Annotated in this window: 15 protein-coding genes and 1 riboswitch; of the genes, 10 read left to right on the top strand and 5 right to left on the bottom strand. The window is 44.0% G+C overall.

Going from position 1 to position 17867, the window contains the following annotated elements:
• Positions 1 to 208: 208 nt before the first annotated feature.
• Positions 209 to 287, top strand: a riboswitch (ZMP/ZTP riboswitch).
• A 101-nt stretch (positions 288 to 388) separates the two neighbouring features.
• From pflB to KSZ58_RS12530, 3 genes are all read left to right on the top strand, one after another.
• Entirely contained in the window at positions 389 to 2644 is a 2256-nt protein-coding gene (gene pflB / locus KSZ58_RS12540; protein WP_009270970.1) for a formate C-acetyltransferase, read from the top strand.
• A 61-nt stretch (positions 2645 to 2705) separates the two neighbouring features.
• The gene (pflA, locus tag KSZ58_RS12535; RefSeq protein WP_008817477.1) at positions 2706 to 3446 is read left to right on the top strand and encodes a pyruvate formate-lyase-activating protein; all 741 of its coding nucleotides are present in this window, start codon (positions 2706 to 2708) and stop codon (positions 3444 to 3446) included.
• 200 nt (positions 3447 to 3646) lie between these two features.
• Positions 3647 to 4534, top strand: coding sequence for a fructose bisphosphate aldolase (locus KSZ58_RS12530; protein WP_008817476.1), 888 nt, complete (start codon positions 3647 to 3649; stop codon positions 4532 to 4534).
• Between the two features lie 72 nt (positions 4535 to 4606).
• Here the strand turns inward: KSZ58_RS12530 and KSZ58_RS12525 are convergent, their stop codons facing one another.
• Both KSZ58_RS12525 and KSZ58_RS12520 read right to left on the bottom strand, forming a co-directional pair.
• Positions 4607 to 5281, bottom strand: coding sequence for a phosphatase PAP2 family protein (locus KSZ58_RS12525; protein ID WP_008817475.1), 675 nt, complete (start codon positions 5279 to 5281; stop codon positions 4607 to 4609).
• Between the two features lie 80 nt (positions 5282 to 5361).
• Positions 5362 to 5712, bottom strand: a complete 351-nt coding sequence (locus KSZ58_RS12520) for a DsrE family protein (protein ID WP_008817474.1) — start codon at positions 5710 to 5712, stop codon at positions 5362 to 5364.
• Positions 5713 to 5810: 98 nt separating this feature from the next.
• Between KSZ58_RS12520 and KSZ58_RS12515 the strand changes: the two genes are divergently transcribed.
• Complete coding sequence (locus KSZ58_RS12515) at positions 5811 to 6866, top strand: phosphotransacetylase (protein ID WP_247230722.1); 1056 nt, start codon at positions 5811 to 5813, stop codon at positions 6864 to 6866.
• Between the two features lie 116 nt (positions 6867 to 6982).
• On the opposite strand, the gene KSZ58_RS12510 is transcribed toward KSZ58_RS12515, so the two are convergent.
• The gene (locus tag KSZ58_RS12510) at positions 6983 to 7855 is read right to left on the bottom strand and encodes a LysR family transcriptional regulator (protein WP_002610629.1); all 873 of its coding nucleotides are present in this window, start codon (positions 7853 to 7855) and stop codon (positions 6983 to 6985) included.
• Between the two features lie 122 nt (positions 7856 to 7977).
• Here KSZ58_RS12510 and KSZ58_RS12505 point away from each other — a divergent pair, with 122 nt between their 5' ends.
• A complete protein-coding gene (locus tag KSZ58_RS12505) occupies positions 7978 to 9252 on the top strand; it encodes a serine dehydratase subunit alpha family protein (RefSeq protein WP_009270969.1) in 1275 nt (424 codons plus the stop codon).
• A 363-nt stretch (positions 9253 to 9615) separates the two neighbouring features.
• Here KSZ58_RS12505 and KSZ58_RS12500 read toward each other — a convergent pair whose 3' ends face one another.
• Entirely contained in the window at positions 9616 to 10671 is a 1056-nt protein-coding gene (locus KSZ58_RS12500) for a lysylphosphatidylglycerol synthase transmembrane domain-containing protein (RefSeq protein ID WP_008817471.1), read from the bottom strand.
• A 141-nt stretch (positions 10672 to 10812) separates the two neighbouring features.
• On the opposite strand from KSZ58_RS12500, the gene KSZ58_RS12495 reads away from it, so the two are divergent.
• The 4 genes from KSZ58_RS12495 (at position 10813) to KSZ58_RS23225 (ending at position 13859) form a co-directional block, all read left to right on the top strand.
• Complete coding sequence (locus KSZ58_RS12495) at positions 10813 to 11763, top strand: 2-hydroxyacid dehydrogenase (RefSeq protein ID WP_008817470.1); 951 nt, start codon at positions 10813 to 10815, stop codon at positions 11761 to 11763.
• 95 nt (positions 11764 to 11858) lie between these two features.
• Positions 11859 to 12791 (top strand): UDP-N-acetylmuramate dehydrogenase, encoded by a 933-nt coding sequence (gene murB, locus KSZ58_RS12490; RefSeq protein WP_008817469.1) that lies wholly within the window; start codon positions 11859 to 11861, stop codon positions 12789 to 12791.
• Between the two features lie 74 nt (positions 12792 to 12865).
• Positions 12866 to 13660 carry a MerR family transcriptional regulator gene (locus KSZ58_RS12485; RefSeq protein ID WP_008817468.1) on the top strand — a complete coding sequence of 265 codons (795 nt, stop codon included), beginning with the start codon at positions 12866 to 12868 and terminating at the stop codon, positions 13658 to 13660.
• 64 nt (positions 13661 to 13724) lie between these two features.
• The gene (locus KSZ58_RS23225; protein WP_008817467.1) at positions 13725 to 13859 is read left to right on the top strand and encodes a hypothetical protein; all 135 of its coding nucleotides are present in this window, start codon (positions 13725 to 13727) and stop codon (positions 13857 to 13859) included.
• Between the two features lie 638 nt (positions 13860 to 14497).
• On the opposite strand, the gene KSZ58_RS12480 is transcribed toward KSZ58_RS23225, so the two are convergent.
• A complete protein-coding gene (locus KSZ58_RS12480) occupies positions 14498 to 15178 on the bottom strand; it encodes a peptidoglycan-binding protein (protein WP_009270968.1) in 681 nt (226 codons plus the stop codon).
• Positions 15179 to 15859: 681 nt separating this feature from the next.
• On the opposite strand from KSZ58_RS12480, the gene KSZ58_RS12475 reads away from it, so the two are divergent.
• Positions 15860 to 17245: an ATP-binding protein gene (locus tag KSZ58_RS12475; RefSeq protein ID WP_008817464.1), complete on the top strand. Its 1386-nt coding sequence runs from the start codon at positions 15860 to 15862 to the stop codon at positions 17243 to 17245.
• Positions 17246 to 17867 lie beyond the last annotated feature (622 nt).

The following is a 17867-nucleotide window of genomic DNA, read 5'->3' as shown; positions in this document are numbered from 1 at the left end:
TTGTTACTGTTCACAGTTTATAAACGAATGATCAAAAAAGAAAAGATGTAATAGTTTGACGGGGGAATGACTTTCCATCCTGTGTGATTTTTATACTTCTGTTTGATCCTTCTTTTCGTGGATTTGCTGTGAATCGTGACCTTCTTACTTTGTAAGCTTATTTTGTATGCAAGCCTATTGACGTTCGGCTGAAAAAATGATACAGTTTATTCAGTTATATGACTGACGGAAGTGGAATTGACCACAGGGAGTATAATGTATAGGGGCCGACCGTCTGGGCAGAAGAGCTCGGGACAACTGTCGGCTCTTTTCTTGTGGATGAATCAGTCCTATGATTTATCTTACGAAACCATTTCATAACAGAATGAAACAGGAGGACGCAGGATTTATGATGAATGAACGCAAAGAATGGGAAGGCTTTACAGGCCGCCTCTGGAAAGAGGAAATCAATGTTCGGGATTTTATTCAGAACAACTACAAGCCATATGACGGGGACGAGTCGTTTCTGGCTGAACCGACAGAAGCAACGAACAAGCTGTGGCAGGAGCTGCAGAAGCTGCAGAAGGAAGAACGCGCAAAGAACGGTGTTCTCGATATGGAAACAGAAATCGTTTCCTCTTTGACCTCTTATGGCCCCGGCTACATCAAGGATGAATTAAAGGATATGGAAGCAGTCGTCGGCTTGCAGACAGACAAGCCGCTGAAGCGTGCTTTCATGCCATACGGCGGTATTAAAATGAGTGAAGAGGCATGTACCACCTATGGATATGAGCCAAGTGAAAAGCTGCATGAAATCTTCCATGAATATCACAAGACACACAACGATGCCGTGTTTGACTGCTATACACCGGAAATGCGACTGGCAAGACGGAACAAAATCGTTACCGGTCTTCCGGATACCTATGGACGCGGACGAATCGTTGGCGATTACCGTCGTGTTGCTCTGTACGGTATCGATTATCTGATCGAACAGAAACAGAAGGATAAGGCAAACTGCGGCTGCGGTGTAATGAGCGATGACATCATCCGTCAGCGTGAGGAGCTGGCTGAGCAGATTAAGGCGTTAAAGGGTATGAAGGCGATGGCTGCACTTTACGGCTTTGATATCAGCGGACCTGCAACAACCGCGAAGGAGGCAGTTCAGTGGCTGTATTTCGGTTATCTTGCGGCCATCAAGACACAGAATGGTGCTGCAATGAGTGTCGGACGTGTTTCCACCTTCCTGGATATTTATATCGAACGTGATCTGGAGGCAGGAATTCTTACCGAAAGTGAAGCACAGGAGCTGATCGATCATATGACGATGAAGTTCCGTATGGTGAAATTTGCACGTATTCCTTCTTATAACCAGCTGTTCTCCGGTGACCCGGTATGGGCTACACTGGATCTGGCAGGTCTGGGTATGGATGGCCGCCATATGGTTACAAAATCCGACTTCCGTTTTTTGCACACACTGGAAAATATGGGGCCGGCACCGGAGCCGAACCTTACGGTGCTGTATTCTTCACATCTGCCGGAAAGCTTTAAAACATATTCTGCGCGCATCTCAATTGAAACAAGCTCTGTTCAGTATGAGAATGATGATGTTATGCGTCCGGTATGGGGCGATGACTATGCGGTATGCTGCTGTGTAAGTGCTACACAGACCGGTAAGGAAATGCAGTTCTTCGGAGCACGTGCAAACCTTGCGAAATGTCTGCTGTATGCGATCAACGGTGGAGTCGATGAAAAGACGAAGGCACAGGTTGGTCCGGAATATCGCCCGATCACAAGCGAGTATCTGGATTATGATGAGGTTATGCATAAGTATGACAACATGATGGAATGGCTGGCTGATCTGTATGTCAACATCCTGAACCTGATTCAGTACATGCATGATAAATATTATTATGAAAGCTCCTTAATGGCACTGATCGATACCGATGTGCGCAGAACCTTTGCGACAGGCATTGCCGGATTCTCCCATGTCGTAGATTCCCTGGCAGCAATCAAATATGCCAAGGTTAAGACGGTTCGTGATGAAGACGGACTGGTTATTGATTATGAAATCGAGGGTGATTTCCCGCGCTATGGAAATGATGATGACCGTGCGGATGATATTGCAGTGTGGCTGTTAAAGACCTTTATGGAGAAAATCGAGAAGCGTCATACCTATCGTGACTCTGAACCGACAACCTCGATTCTTACTATCACCTCCAATGTCGTATATGGTAAGGCTACCGGAGCTCTGCCGGACGGACGTAAGGCCGGAGAGCCATTGTCACCGGGGGCAAACCCTTCCTATGGTGCAGAACAGAACGGTCTGCTGGCTTCTTTGAATTCCGTAACCAAGCTGCCTTATGAATATGCATTGGACGGCATCAGCAATACGCAGACCATCAGTCCGGATGCGCTTGGACACAATGAGGATGAGCGTGCCGATAATCTGGTACATGTTCTGGATGGCTACTTTGATCAGGGAGCCCATCATCTGAATGTCAATGTATTCGGTATTGAAAAGCTGCATGATGCCATGGAGCATCCGGAAAAAGAGGAGTATGCAAACTTCACGATCCGTGTTTCCGGATATGCTGTAAAATTCATTGACCTGACGCGTGAACAGCAACTGGATGTTATTTCCAGAACCTGCCACGCAAGTCTGTAAGTTACAAAGAAAAGAGGTCTGTTATACAAGCAGGCCTTTCTACGTTTATGGAGGTGATTTTATGAGTGTAAAAGGAGCGATTCATTCCATTGAAACCTTTGGCTCCGTTGATGGACCGGGGGTGCGCTTTGTTATATTTCTAAAAGGCTGTGCCATGCGCTGCCAGTATTGCCATAATCCGGATACCTGGAAATGCGGGGAGCCGGATACAGACAGTGAAGCATTGCTGAAGCGTGCGATGCGTTATCGCAGCTACTGGGGCAAAAACGGCGGTATTACGGTCAGCGGGGGAGAGCCTTTGCTGCAAATTGACTTTCTTCTGGATTTGTTTCAAAAGGCGAAGAAGGAAAACATTCACACCGTTCTGGATACGGCGGGAAATCCGTTTACCGGTGAAGGGGACTTTTTTGATAAATTCCAGGAGCTGATGAATGTCACAGACCTCATCCTGCTGGATCTTAAGGTTTATGATGAAAAAAAGCATCGCGCACTGACGGGAAAAAGCAACCGCAATATTCTGGATCTGGCAAAATATCTTTCTGATATCGGTAAGCCTGTCTGGATTCGTCATGTGCTGGTACCTGGTATCAATGACAGTGATGAGGACCTTCAAAAGCTGGATACCTTTTTGCAGACTCTGCATAATGTAGCGCGTGTTGAGATTCTGCCATATCATACACTGGGTGCCTACAAGTGGGAGGAGCTTGGCTATACCTATGCACTAAAGGATGTCCTGCCTCCGGACAAAGCACTCGTAAAGCATGCGAATGAGCTTTTACATACAGCACAGTATGATTCGTGAATACTCACAAAGCCGGACATCTGAATAGGAAGAACCGGCTTTTTTATTCCTACGATACTTTAGATATCCCTTTTTTATTCCATCCAATGCATTGATGCTGCTGTGACTATGCTGCATACCGATATGTTGAAATACTCAATAGCACTGTTTTTTTGCATCATAAAGTGGTATGATGACAATAGATGGAAGGAGGTATCATCATGAGTGATCCAAAACGTATTCGCATGCACACAGGCAAAGGTTTTATTGCGGCGCTTGATCAAAGCGGCGGCAGTACACCGAAAGCACTTCGACTGTATGGTATTGCAGAGGATGCATATCATAGCGATGAAGAGATGTTTGATCTGGTTCATGAGATGAGAACCAGAATATTGACATGCCCTTCCTTTACAAGCGAGCATATACTTGCAGCCATTCTGTTTGAAAACACTATGGAACGGAAGGTGAACAACGAGTACACTGCTGACTATCTGTGGAATCAAAAGGGAATTCTTCCGATTCTGAAGGTGGACAAGGGGCTTGCCCCACTGGAAAACGGCGTTCAGCTGATGAAGGAAATTCCACAGCTGGAGGAGCTGCTCGAGCGTGCAAAACAGCGCCATATCTTTGGAACGAAGATGCGCTCTGTTATCAGGGAAAGCAATACGGATGGTATCCGCGCTATCGTCGAGCAGCAGTTCGCTATCGGTAAACGTATCTGTGCGGCAGGATTGGTGCCGATTCTTGAGCCTGAGGTAGATATTACAGCATCGGATAAGGCGGATTGTGAGGTATTGCTGAAGGCGGAAATCAAAAAGCATCTGGCGAAGCTGACAGCAGATGAAATCATTATGTTCAAGCTGACCATTCCAAGTGTTGACGGTTTCTACACAGAGCTGATGAATGATCCGCATGTTCTGCGCATAGTCGCATTATCCGGAGGGTATACAAGAGATGAAGCGAATGAAAGGCTTGCAAGAAATCCGGGACTGATTGCGAGCTTCTCCCGTGCATTATCACAGGGACTTTGCGTAACCCAGAGTGATGATGAATTTGAAGCCTTACTGAAAAGCTCCATACAGTCTATTTATGATGCCAGCATTACCTGAGAGATAGCATGTACGCATGGAGCCCCTATAAAAAGATGCAGAAGGTCTGCATCTTTTTGCATGCTTTAAAGCCTAAGATTTACGAGATAGAAGCTTCCTATATGGGAGTTTGCGCAGATATTTCATCCAGTCTGTTTGCATACATACCTTATATAAGATAAGTGTGAGAAGCCCTCCGAGAACGATATCAATGACGGAATGCTGTTTCAGTACAACGGTTGAAAGACATACTGCGATTCCGCATAACAGGGTAAAGCCTTTGACCAGTGCCGCATGAGAAAACTTTTGATAGCGCATGACAATGATCATAATCGCCACGGTACTGGAAACATGAATGGACGGACAGACGTTCGTCGGTGTATCAATGGCATACAGCATTCCGGCAATACGGGCAAGCAGATTGTCACGTACAACAGCAGGACGCAGCTGTAGACCGTTGGGCAGTACGGTATAGATCAGCAGACAGATTGTCATACCGGTGAACATAATAAAGCACAGATCCAGAAAATCCCTTCGCGAGTGGAACAGAAAATAACCAAGAGAGACTGCAAGCATGGGGAACCAGGCAAAATAAGGTATAACAAAGCCTTCATGAAAAGGGATCCAGTCATCCAGCGGACAGTGTATGATAAATTTGGGAACCGCAAAGGCCTCCAAAAGCTCAAAGTAAATCAGATAGGGGATAAAATAAAGAAGGCACAGCGCATAGGGATGCTCCCTGATCCAGGCTGCCGTTTTTTTCAGCATGTGCATCCTCCTTTCCAGGTGGTATTTATTATAGTATGGATTTCCATTTATTTCAAATAAAAAATCCGACCTTCGCCGGATTACGGTTTGATGTAGGAATATCCCGCCTGCTGCTTAACGGCAAGCTCCACAACACCGCTTGCAACCGTTGTCACACCGTTTAAAAGCTCCTGCTCCTCCATCCTCTGCCCCTTCATGGCATTGCGGCAGGCGGCTATGATGACACCGCGTTTTATAAAATCACAGAAAACTGCTTTGTATTCCAGCTGCTCTGCGGCCTCCTCCTTCAGCTGCCGGACAGCTCTTCCATTAACGACGATTTCGATATGGAAATCCTGCTGCAGCTGTTCGCAATAGGCAAGCATATGGGTTACATTTCCCTGTACAAGCGGCCAGCGTTTTTCTTCGTCGATGTGAAATATCACGTTCATATCAGCACCTCCTTCTCTTGGCTCCTTGTCTTTATGCTCATTGTACGATACCTGGCATATACTTGCAAGCAGGAAACCTGCCGTGTTCTCCAAATGTTGTGAAAAAATTCATAAAGTTTTTATTTGAAAGCGTTATCACAGGTGGTAGAATAGCTGTAAAGAAAGGTGAGTGTGATTGGCATATGAAAAATCTGGAGCATCATCTGTTGGGTAAGCATCCCAGAATCGGATTTGCGGAGGGAGCGAATCCCGACGTGATCCGTGCAGCGATACGGCATGTGGAAAACGGCTTTATACTGCCGGTGCTGATTGGTCATAAAAAGGAAATTCTCTGGCATGCGAAGGAGCTTGGCGCTGATATCAGCGGTGTGGAAATCGCAGATATGGAAAGCTTTGCGAATAAGGCGGAAATGGTGTCACGCATGCTGATGATTCGCCGTGGTGACTGGACCAGGGAAGCATGTGAGGATAAACTAAAGGATATCAATTATTTTTCAACAATGTATCTGGAGCTTGGCTATATTGACGGTCTGGTTGGCGGTGTTATCGCAACAACAGCGGAAACCATGCGTCCCGCTTTACAGCTCATTCGGACTGCCGAGAATGAGCGAACCGTATCCAGCTGTGTTCTGCTGGAGCGGGATAACATCCATTATATTATGGGGGACTGTACACTGAATGTGGATCCATCGGTTCAGGAGCTGGTGGAGATTACCCTCCAGTGTGCCAGAACAGCACGGCAGTTTGGTATTGAACCGAAGGTTGGTATTTTATCGTATTCCTCGTTTGGGTCGGGAAGCGGAGAAAGTGTGGATAAGGTGCGCGTCGTAGCGGAGCATCTGAAACGGATGCCGCTGGATTTTGCTGTTGACGGGGAGATTCAGGTGGATGCGGCAATCTCTCCAATCGTCGCAAAGGTAAAGGCTCCGCATTCAGCCATCGCCGGGGAGATGAATACACTGATATTCCCGAATATCGATGCCGGAAATATCGGCTATAAGATTGCTGTCGAGCTGGGTGGCTTTACCATGTTTGGCCCGATTTTACAGGGCTTGCGTAAACCGGTCAATATCTTGACGCGCAGGGCAAGCGTGGATACGATCTATTCCATCGGCATCATCACCGGTGTGCAGGCAGTTGAGAATCGATCTTGAAAAAAGATGGCAGATGCCGTCTTTTTATGCTTTTAAAATATCTTGTGCATTAGCCTCAGGAGAGGCTAGACACAGGTGCACAGGGACCTCTCAGAACGCTCAAAAATTTAGATCCACTAGGAAGCAAAGGATAAAAAGGCATTCATATGCGGTGTGAGCCATTTGCTTTTATGATAAACAATCTGGCGGTATACACGCAGCTGAAAATCTCGCGGCCGCAGGATGGACAGACGTCCCTGATCTACATAGGGCTGCACACAGAAGGCGGGAAGAAAGGAAATCTCACATTCACTCAACAGCTCCCGTATGATGAATTCTGTATTCCCTATTTCCAGGTATGGATGCACCTGCTGTTTGATGGACAGGGCATACTGATCCAGCTCATAACGATAGCTGGCTGCACTTTCCGTCAGAATCAGCTCCTCCTGTAATAAGTCCTTGAGAATCAGTGATTTCCGTTTTGTCAGCGCATGAGAGGGATGGCAGACAAACACGATTTCCTCCGGTTCATCAACGACGCGGATCCAGTCGGGATGATACTGGCGGCGGTCGATGAAATAGACGATATCCAGCTCATTATGATTCATCATATCCAGTAAAATTTCCGGTGATGAGGTTTCCACGCTGATGGAGATATGCGGATACGTTGTATGAAAGGCATGCAGCAGTTTTGGAAAGGAGGATGCACACAGGGATTCCGTCATGCCGATGCGCAGATGTCCCTCCAGCTCCTGTGCTTCCTGCAGCGCAAGCTTGGCTTTTTCACTTTCATCGAGGATGCGGCAGGCATAGTCATAAAATATAGTTCCCTGCTGCGTAAGCGAAATCGTCTTGCCGAAACGGTCAAACAGACGGGTGTGCAGCTCTTTTTCCAGCTGCTGAATTTGAATGGTGACCGCAGCCTGTGTATAGCCCAGTGCAGCCGCAGCCTTTGAGAAGCTCTTCAGCTGAGCTACCCGCTGAAATGTTCGTAGTGTACGTAATTCCATAAATCCTCCCATAAAGATAATTTAATCATCTTATAAAATATATAAAATTTTCATAAATATATGGTGATGATATAATACATTTAAAGAGAAGTCAACGCAAAATGCGAAAAGGGAGAAATTTTATGAAAAAACAGGATGCACAGTACAGAGGATATGTGACCCTGCTGAAAAAAGAGCTCGTTCCGGCGATGGGGTGTACAGAGCCGATTGCGATTGCCTATGCGGCAGCGCAGGCAGCTGCACGCCTGAAGGAAGATATAAAACAGGTGGATATTTATGCCAGTGGCAATATCATCAAAAATGTAAAAAGCGTTACGGTGCCGAATACCGGAGGACGCAAGGGAATCCAAAGTGCGGCAGCTATTGGTATTATCGCCGGTGATCCAACCCTCGGACTGGAGGTTATTTCTCATGTCCGTACGGAGCAGATCGCGCAAATGGAAGCTTTTCTTGAAAAGACAGCAGTGTATGTACATCATGAGCAGTGCAGCTGTGCCCTGCAGGTCGGTGTCAGAGTTTCCGGAGATAAGCATACTGTACTGGTATGTATCCAGAATGAGCATTCCAATATCGTACGTATTGAAGAGGATGGAAGGTGTGTGCTGGACAAAGAGGCACGCAAGGATACACAGGAGCAGCTGGATGCCATGCAGTTTTCGATGCAGGGTATCTATGAGTTTGCAGAAATAGCGGATCTTGCGGATGTAAAGGAGATACTGGATCGACAGATTCAATGCAATACCGCCATAGCGGAAGAGGGGTTAGCCCATTCCTATGGTGCCAATATCGGTTCCGTGCTACTCTCTACCTATGGTGACAGTGTACAGATTCGTGCCCGTGCTCTGGCTGCGGCGGGAAGTGATGCCAGAATGAGCGGCTGTGAGCTGCCGGTTATTATCAACAGCGGAAGCGGAAATCAGGGAATGACCTGCTCTCTTCCGGTAATCGCCTATGCAAGGGAGCTCCAATCCAGTGAAGAACAGCTGTACCGGGCTTTGCTCATATCCAATCTCTCCACACTGTATCAGAAAAAATATATCGGTCGGCTATCCGCTTATTGTGGTGCAGTCAGTGCAGGTGCCGGCGCAGGTGCAGGGATTGCATATCTGCTGGGCGGAGATTATGATCATATCTGCCATGCCATTGTCAATGCACTCGCAATAACGTCAGGTATGATTTGTGACGGTGCAAAGCCTTCCTGTGCCGCAAAAATAGCAACGGCGGTTGATGCCGGCATCATGGGCTGTATGATGTATCAAAAGGGAAAGCAGTTCTATCGCGGAGAGGGTATTGTTTGCCGCGATATTGAGGAAACCATCATGGGTGTCGGTCAGCTGGCAAGAGATGGCATGAAGGAAACGGATGATGAGATCATAAAGCTGATGATACAAAACTAACGGCTGAAAAGAGGCAAGCTGCAGAAAAGCTGTCTGATTCATACACGGACAAACGTGTGATTCAGACAGCTTTTTAGGGTGCAGGAATTCATGACGGATTGTATACGGCATTCAGTTTTTGTCTAACAGCCTGCTTTCTTCAGGTTTTTAAGCTTATACAAATGGGAACTCATTAGGAAATGCACAGCTTCGAGATTTTTTTGCCTGCATTTAGAAAGTATGCAGCCGTGCTTTTTCATGCGGATAGGATCATGCATTTGCTATAATCATAGATATGGCAATGCAAAGCATCACGAACATATGGGTGACTTCATTTTCTGTAAGCTGCTGAATTTGTTTCAGCATGAGCTATAACGCTTCCTGCTAAGTTGACATCTTGGAATTCTGCTTGATTTCCTTCAGACTGCTGCGGCTGATATCCGGAGACAGGATCATGCAGATACCACCAAGCACGGTATTGGTATAGAAGGTGATTGCCCGCCATACCAGCATGATGCTGGCAGCCTGAGCTGCACCGGCGAGAGGAGTAAATATAAGGGTAAAGGTTGTTTCTGCTACGCCGTGCTTGCCATATACCGGAAGAGCAGATAATATCAGATCTACAAAAAAGGATGCTGAAAAAAAGAGTGGGATATCCTGCAGACGGAGATCAATTTGCAGAAAGAATGCGATGAGAAGCGGCAGAGAATGCCGTATACTCAGCTTTACTGTGTTCAGTAGATGAACCCTTAGCATCACTCGGTAATCCTTTTTATACAGACCGTTTGCTGTCTGCAGAGAATCTGCGAAGCGCTGCAGCGCATGCTGGATGGACAGCTTGTCAAATGGCAGCTGCAGTTTGTCAATCAGATAGCCGATACCTTTGCTCAGTCCTGCGAAAACACCCGGCCACAGAAACAGCAGCGCGACAATAAGGATGGGGAAAATACTGATTGCAAAGCCGGTGAGCGCCAGGATGCTTTCCTTTGGAAATAAAGGGATCAGAAAATCACAGCTGATGAAAACAGCACATGCACTGAGCGCCATATAGGATATTTGATACAGAATCTGATCCATGACGAGAATACTGCAGCCCTGCTCCCATGATATGTTCCTGACCTTAAATAACAGCATCTGCGCCGCCTTTGCTACAGCGGAGGCACTGACATTCATCAGGAAAAGGGAAATCATTGCATTGGATATTCCGCTTTTCATTTGATAAGCAGGATTGACCTTCCTGCACAGCACGCAGATTCCGATTCCTCCTATCACATAAACAGAAGCACTGAGCAGTATCAGTCCAAGCGTATAGCGTAGCTGCAAATGCTGCAGCGTATCGAAGATTTCCGCAGCATGGTCCTTGATATTGAAATAGAGCATGCCGGCAACAAACATCGCCAGCAGTATATATTTTATTGTTTGCTTTATCCATTTCTTCATAAGATTACCTCACATGCATAAGGATACTACAATTTTGTGAAAAAGGACAGATTTCCTGAAAAACATGATAAAATATTATCGTATAAGGAAAAGGTTATAGGAACAGCTTACGGAATGTGCTGCTATAACAAGGAGGGAAATATGAAGCATCGTATCTGTATGTTAAATATCGCACGAATCAATTATGATCATAGGCTTGATATCAGCTGTATAAAGGGAGATGTTGTTGCTTATGAGGATAGTGATTTACAGGAGATTCTACAGCGTGTTCAGGATTGTGAAATTGTAGTCAGTAAGGAGCTGGGGCTTTCCAAAGCGCTGATTGAGCAGTTTCCGGACAGTGTGCGCTTAATCTGTGAAGCAGGGACCGGCTATAACAATATCGATCTGGAGGCCTGCCGCAAAAAGGGAATCATTGTGTGCAATACGCCCGCTTATTCCACAAAGCGTGTGGCACATACGGCGATTATGCTGCTTTTAAGCCTTAGCAGCTCCATGCGCGAGCAGCTGCAAATGCTGGAACATAAAGATTACCGAAATTTTACAGACCATATGCTGGTGGAGCATACCGAGGTCAATGATAAGACGCTGGGAGTTATCGGTTACGGCAGTATCGGACAGGAGGTGATTCGTATTGCTAAAGTCCTGGATATGAAAATTCTGGTGTATACGAGAACACCGCGCGAGCATGTGGAGGGAGTACGCTTTGTTTCCCTGCCAGAGCTTTTAAAGGAAAGTGATTATGTTTCTCTGCATTGTCCGCTTACCTCTGAAACCAGACATCTGATTGACGAAGTGCATCTGTCGATGATGAAGCCTTCCGCCGCTATTATCAATACGGCTCGTGGAGCCCTGATTGATGAACAGGCGCTGATTGCGGCCTTGCAGAACAAGCGGATTGCCAAAGCGGCACTGGATGTGCAGGAAGAGGAGCCAATGCGTGAGGATAATCCACTGTACACAATGCCGAATGTCATTATTACACCGCATATGGGATGGCGTGGTCTGGAAACCAGACAGCGTCTTTTACAGCTGGTGTCCGCAAATATCGAAGCGTATATGGAAGGAACTGTTATCAACCGGGTTGTCTGAATGTCTGCGTGGCGTGGTTCTTTTGGGATGAGAATGAATTTTACGGGCATTTCTATTTAACATTATCAGATTCCACATATAATAGAGGGGAGAGGATGATATATGTGGATATATTTGAAAAGGCATACCAGTTCCTTCAGGATGAAGGGATTGCGGCAAGAAGACATATTGAATTAAAGCAATATACGACACTGCATATCGGCGGGGAGGCACAGATTCTGGCGGAGCCGTCCAGTATTACACAGATTCAGCAGTGTCTGGCAGTATGCAAACAGCACCGCATAGAATGGTTTCTGCTTGGTAACGGCAGCAATGTTCTGGCAATGGATGAAGGCTTTCAGGGAATGGTCATCGTCCTGGCAACGAATTTTAACAGCATCCGACTGGAGAAGGAAAATCGTGTGCGTGCACAAAGCGGGGCAGCCATCAAGGCGGTAAGTGCATTTTGTGCAGCGCATTCTCTGAGCGGTCTGGAGTTTGCCTGTGGAATTCCGGGAAGTGTCGGAGGGGCCGTTTACATGAATGCAGGAGCGTATGGCGGAGAAACAAAGGATGTTTTGCTTGAAGTGGTTTGGCTGGATGAAAACGGGAGTCTTCATACAAGCTGTGCAGCACAGCTGGAGCTGTCCTACCGGCATAGTCGTTTTTCAAAGCATGGAGGTATCGTACTGGAAGCTGTGTATGCACTAATTCCTGGAAGACAGGAGGCAATCCTGGCACAAATGGAGGAGCTGATGCGGCGGCGAAGAGAAAAGCAGCCGCTGGATGCCTATAGTGCAGGCTCCACATTTAAACGGCCACAGGGAAATTATGCTTCTGCTTTGATACGGGATGCTGGATTGATGGGGACAGAGGTGCATGATGCACAGGTATCCACAAAGCATGCCGGCTTCCTTATCAATCGCGGGGCTGCCAGCAGTCAGGATTTTCTGGAGCTGATTCACAGAGTTCAGCAGGAGGTCAAAGAGCATAGCGGCTATGAGCTGGAGTGTGAAATCCGGTTTCTGAGAAATGAGCACAGATCGTGACTACAGCAGCTAAAATCGATTATTTTACTATACAGAAATTGGAAAGAGGATTACAATAGCTGGGGGTGAATGCTATGATTTATAAAATCGGCGATATTGCAAAGGTTATGGGTGTTACTACGGAGGCAATACGACATTATGAGCGCATGGGACTCATCAAACCGGAAAAGGATCCGCAGACCAATTACCGATACTTTACCGAGGAGCAGCTGAGCCAGCTGCTGTACATACAACGTTTATCACAGATGGGAATCAGTTTGCAGCTGATACGGGAGCAGTTTCTGAATGGTTCTTTGCATTCCTATGAGCAGGTGATATCGGAAACTCTGCAATCAACGCAGGAGCGGCTGAGAATTCTGCAGATGAAAACAAGCAATTTGATGAACTGTCTGGATATCCTACAGACTGCAGAGCAATCAAAGGGAAGGTGCATTTACGGAATGCGCCCGGATATGTATTTCATATCAACACAGCATTGCATTCAGTCCTCCTTTGCACAGGAGCAGCCAAAGGGATTTCACAATTTTTCCAATCATGCGGATCTTTTTTTCCAAAGCGTTCATTATTATGAAGAGAATGGTGTCTGGAGAAGTGAAAAGGGGTTTGGAATTTATAAGGATTGTGCGGAATATGCACAGTATTGTGAGAATCCATATTTTCACTTACGCAGTGCAGCACATGCTGTTCTATGCACATTTGACAATTTAAAGACGGATGCTGGAATAACGGAAACCGTTCGCACATTTTTCAGGGAGCATAATCTGAAGCGAAGCGGTGAGGTTTACAGCCGTCAGGTGTACCGCACGTTTTCAAAGGAACAGGAACCGGTGGTGATGGAGCTGTTGGCGATTCCATACATAAGGATATAGGGAATCAGACTTGCGTTTGTATATGTTTCGTGCTATTCTGTAGGGGATTACAGGAGGAGCTTTCATGGTACAGCGTCAGAAGTCGTATCTACTGAATGCGTTTCTGCTTGGTGTTATTACCGGGTTTTTTATAGCACCGCTTAAAAACGGTATTCAGGTTCATGTGAGTAGCAGAGGGACATGTAGTCCTAAAAAATGACATCGGCCATCATGTTTGTAAGAAAAAGGTTTCAGAGGATGTGTTCTGAAATCTTTTTATATTATGGCAGTTCGATGTCAGTGAATAGAGTACCGGTGGAAGCCTTTATGTATGCAATCCCTGTTAGCTTACAGATTTGCAGTCAGACAGCTGTTTGATTGAAATAAAAGGGATCAGCATAAGGAAAAATTCATTCCAATCTAATTCCTTTTTTCATAAAAGAAAAAAATAATGGTGTTTTTCTAGTGATTTCATTGCCTTCATATACATCTACTTTTTCCAGGTTGCTCATATACATCTTTTGCAATCGAAAAAATAACGGCAGAATCTAATTTCTGCCCACGAATCACAAGTGAATTTACATCAGAGTCATTCATGGCAGTATTACGGGCAGTGATCCAGATAATATGGAATTTTCTGCTTTTCATTTTTTTAATTCTATCCTTTAATCTGTAATGGAGTGAACCATGTAAACACCACCTTTTGACTACAGTTTCCAAGAAATAGAGAACAAAGACTTCAGGTCTGAAGTTATTTCATCCTTTTTCTTTTTTATGGAAATTGTATGGATTCTCCATCATAGAAAATAAAACTTCTTATGTACAAGCGTGAGTAAACTCATACTCACGCTTTTTTTTCTACGGATCGATAACCGTTGGAGTCCTTCCGATTCCTACTACCTCATTAACGATCCTTGTCCAGGTTCCACATCCGACTACACCATCTGCACTGAGTCCGTTATCACGCTGATATGCAACTAATGCATTCCGTGTATTTCCTCCGAATACCCCATCAAGGGTCTGTGTACTGTAGCCTAATGCGTTTAATGCATCCTGTAGAATCAAAACGTAAACACCACGGCTGCCACTGCGTAAAACAGGGAATCCGGCACTGCAGGCCGGTGTGCCATACCGTTTGTCGAAGTGTACCCAGGTCGGTGTCATGTAAATAGGCTCCACATAAACCCAGACACCAAGATTGTTCGCAGTATTCCAGATTCTGTTACGCTCTGCCTGCGTCAATGCCTGTCCCACATCGAAGGAAACACCTGCATAATGCTGTGACTGCTTCCCATGTCCGCCTTCCCAGATTCGTTTAAATGCATACCGAAAAGGTATGGGGGCTCCATAGGTTCTTCGTGTTGCATTCCATGCTTCCATTGCCGCATTTGTTGTCCATAGAACACTGGATCGCGACGATCCTCTGAATTCTCTCACCAGCATTGTTCGATCGTATGCATACGGCATTGGATCATTTTCCTCCAGATAGAAGGTTTCCAATGCCTGCGTATATACATTATATACGATAACCTTTGCCATATATCTGCCTCCTTTCCATACATCCTATGATAAACAGACAAACGTGGATGGGTATTTATAAATAAGCTGGAAGCAAACATGGCTTTCCTCTTTTATAAAACAGAAGAAGATTGAAAGTAACAGATATAATAACTGCTTCCAAGGAGACTCTGGTCTATAAGACACATATCGTGTGAAGTGGATACAATAACGGTGAATAAGGACACGGATCAGGAGAATGCGCTGTTTTGAAATGCACTGGCAAAATAGTAATCTGTCAATATCCAAAATATATAATCCTAAACAGGATGCAGTGAAAATTGGAACGAGCTGTATTCCGGTTTTTCTTGTGACAGGCAGTTACACATACAGATTTCGTAATTCTGATGCAAATTGAATACGTATCTAATAGGAAGAGCTGTTCAAAAATCAGGAGATGATAACTACTCTGCATGAGTGAAAGACTTATGGCGTTAAGGGTGCAGCCAAACGCAAAGGAAGCCCAACGAACTCGTGAGGGAACGTGCATAAGGGGTGGAACAAGTAGACAGGCTTAAATAATCAAGGCGCAGTGGCACTTACAGGTGACAACCATGCGGAAAGAGGGAAGTCCTATGTAAAAAGAGAGTTTATAGCGATTGAATATTTATATACTTTAGAGTATAATATTTATGAGTGTATAAACGAAACAGGAGGGATACTATGCTAGGAAGAGTAGCTGAATTAAACTATTTGAATGAATTATACGAAAGTGAAAAGTTTGAGTTTTTAGTTATGTATGGTCGAAGAAGAGTTGGTAAGACAACATTGCTTCAAGAATTTTCAAAACATACAAATGCAATCTTTTTTCCTGCACGTGAAAAAAATGATGCATTAAATTTAGAAGATTTCTCAAAAACAATACAACTTTATTTTGATCAGCAATTTATTTCATCATTTAAAAGCTGGGAAGATGCTTTTGTGTATATTGGTAATAAAATACAGGATCGAACTGCACTTATTATTGATGAATTTCCATATATCATTGAAGAAAACCCTTCTGTTAAATCACTTCTACAACATGCCATTGATCATAGCTGGAAGAATAAAAATATCTTTTTAGTTCTTTGTGGTTCTTCAGTTAGTGTCATGGAGAATGAAATCATGGGAAGAAAAAGTCCATTACATGATCGGCAAACGGCAACCCTTGAAATAATACCATTCGATTATTTAGAAAGCAGTAATTTCTTTCCTAACTATAGCAATGAAGATAAGTTGATTGCTTATGGTATTTTAGGTGGTATTCCAAGATATTTAGAAGCATTTGATGCTGATAAATCCATTGGAGAAAATATAGCTTCTAAAATTATTCGAAATGGTTCCTATTTATATGAAGAACCTGAAAATTTATTGAAAGCAGAATTACGAGAAACAAACACCTATAATTCCATACTTTCTGCAATTGCGAATGGAAGAAACAGAATCATCGAAATTGCAGATTATATATACGAGAGTCAAACAAAAGTTTCTAAGTATTTAACAACGCTTCAAACATTACGCTTGATTGAAAAAAGAGTTCCATGTGGCGAAAACGATAAATCTAAAAAATCAATTTATGTAATAAAAGATAACTTCTTAAGATTTTGGTTTCGCTATGAATTTACAAACAACGCTTATTATGCAATGTTAGGCGCAAAAGATGCTGCTGAAGAAATTATGAATGATATTTCAAACCTTATGGGTGATGTGTTCGAAGGTGTATGTAAAGAATATTTAATTCATCAGGCAAAGCAAAGAAAACTTCCTTTTATTCCATTTTCTATAGGAAAATGGTGGGGGAATAATCCAAGTATCAAAGCACAAGATGATGTTGATGTTTTAGCAATTGATCGAAGTGGAAAAAAAGCAATCTTCATGGAGTGTAAATTCACATCTAGTCCTATGCCTCTTGAAGAATATACCGATCTCGTAAATGCTACAAAAGCATTTCCAAATATCAAAGAAATATATTTATATTTTGTAAGTAAATCCGGATATACGGAACCAGTAAAACGACAAGCAGAAATAGATTGTGCAATTCTGTTAACGATTGATGATTTATTTGAGTAATCTGTATATAGTTTTCTTAAATTTAAAAAAATGTGTTAAGGGTTAATTATGTTATTCATCAATCGTTTTTTTGACAATATATGACTATTATTAAATTAAATCCTGATTTAAGAGATAAATACGCCAAAATTGAAAATATCAGTGATGAGAAACATTCTGTATATGTTTTAAGTTAGATGAAACAAATATGATGGCAGAGCAAATTGAAACACGATAGTTACATGAACAAGCTTTTGGAAGGGAAAGAAAAATAATTAAAATATGGATTACTTTATTAAATTTGATTATGTAGACTTGATATCATAAATAAGCCGGATGCAAACATGGCTTTCCACTATTATAAAACAGAAGAAGATCGGAAGTAACAGATATAATTGCTTCTAAGGATACTCTGCTCTTAAGACTCATATCATGTGAAGTGGATACAATAACGGTGAATAAGGACACGGATCAGGAGAATGCGCTGTTTTAAAATGCACTGGCAAAATAGTATACTGTCATTGATATCCAAAATGTATAATCCTAAACAGGATGCAATGAAAATTGGAACGAGCTGTATTCCGGTAGCGAATATAGCTTTTTGCTGTATGCAGATAGTTGTTTCTGTTTTACTTTCTGCCTC

Source organism: Erysipelatoclostridium sp. DFI.2.3, assembly GCF_019132535.1.
In the GTDB taxonomy this organism is placed as follows: domain Bacteria; phylum Bacillota_I; class Bacilli_A; order Erysipelotrichales; family Erysipelotrichaceae; genus Clostridium_AQ; species Clostridium_AQ innocuum.
This window is presented reverse-complemented; position numbering and strand designations above follow the sequence as displayed.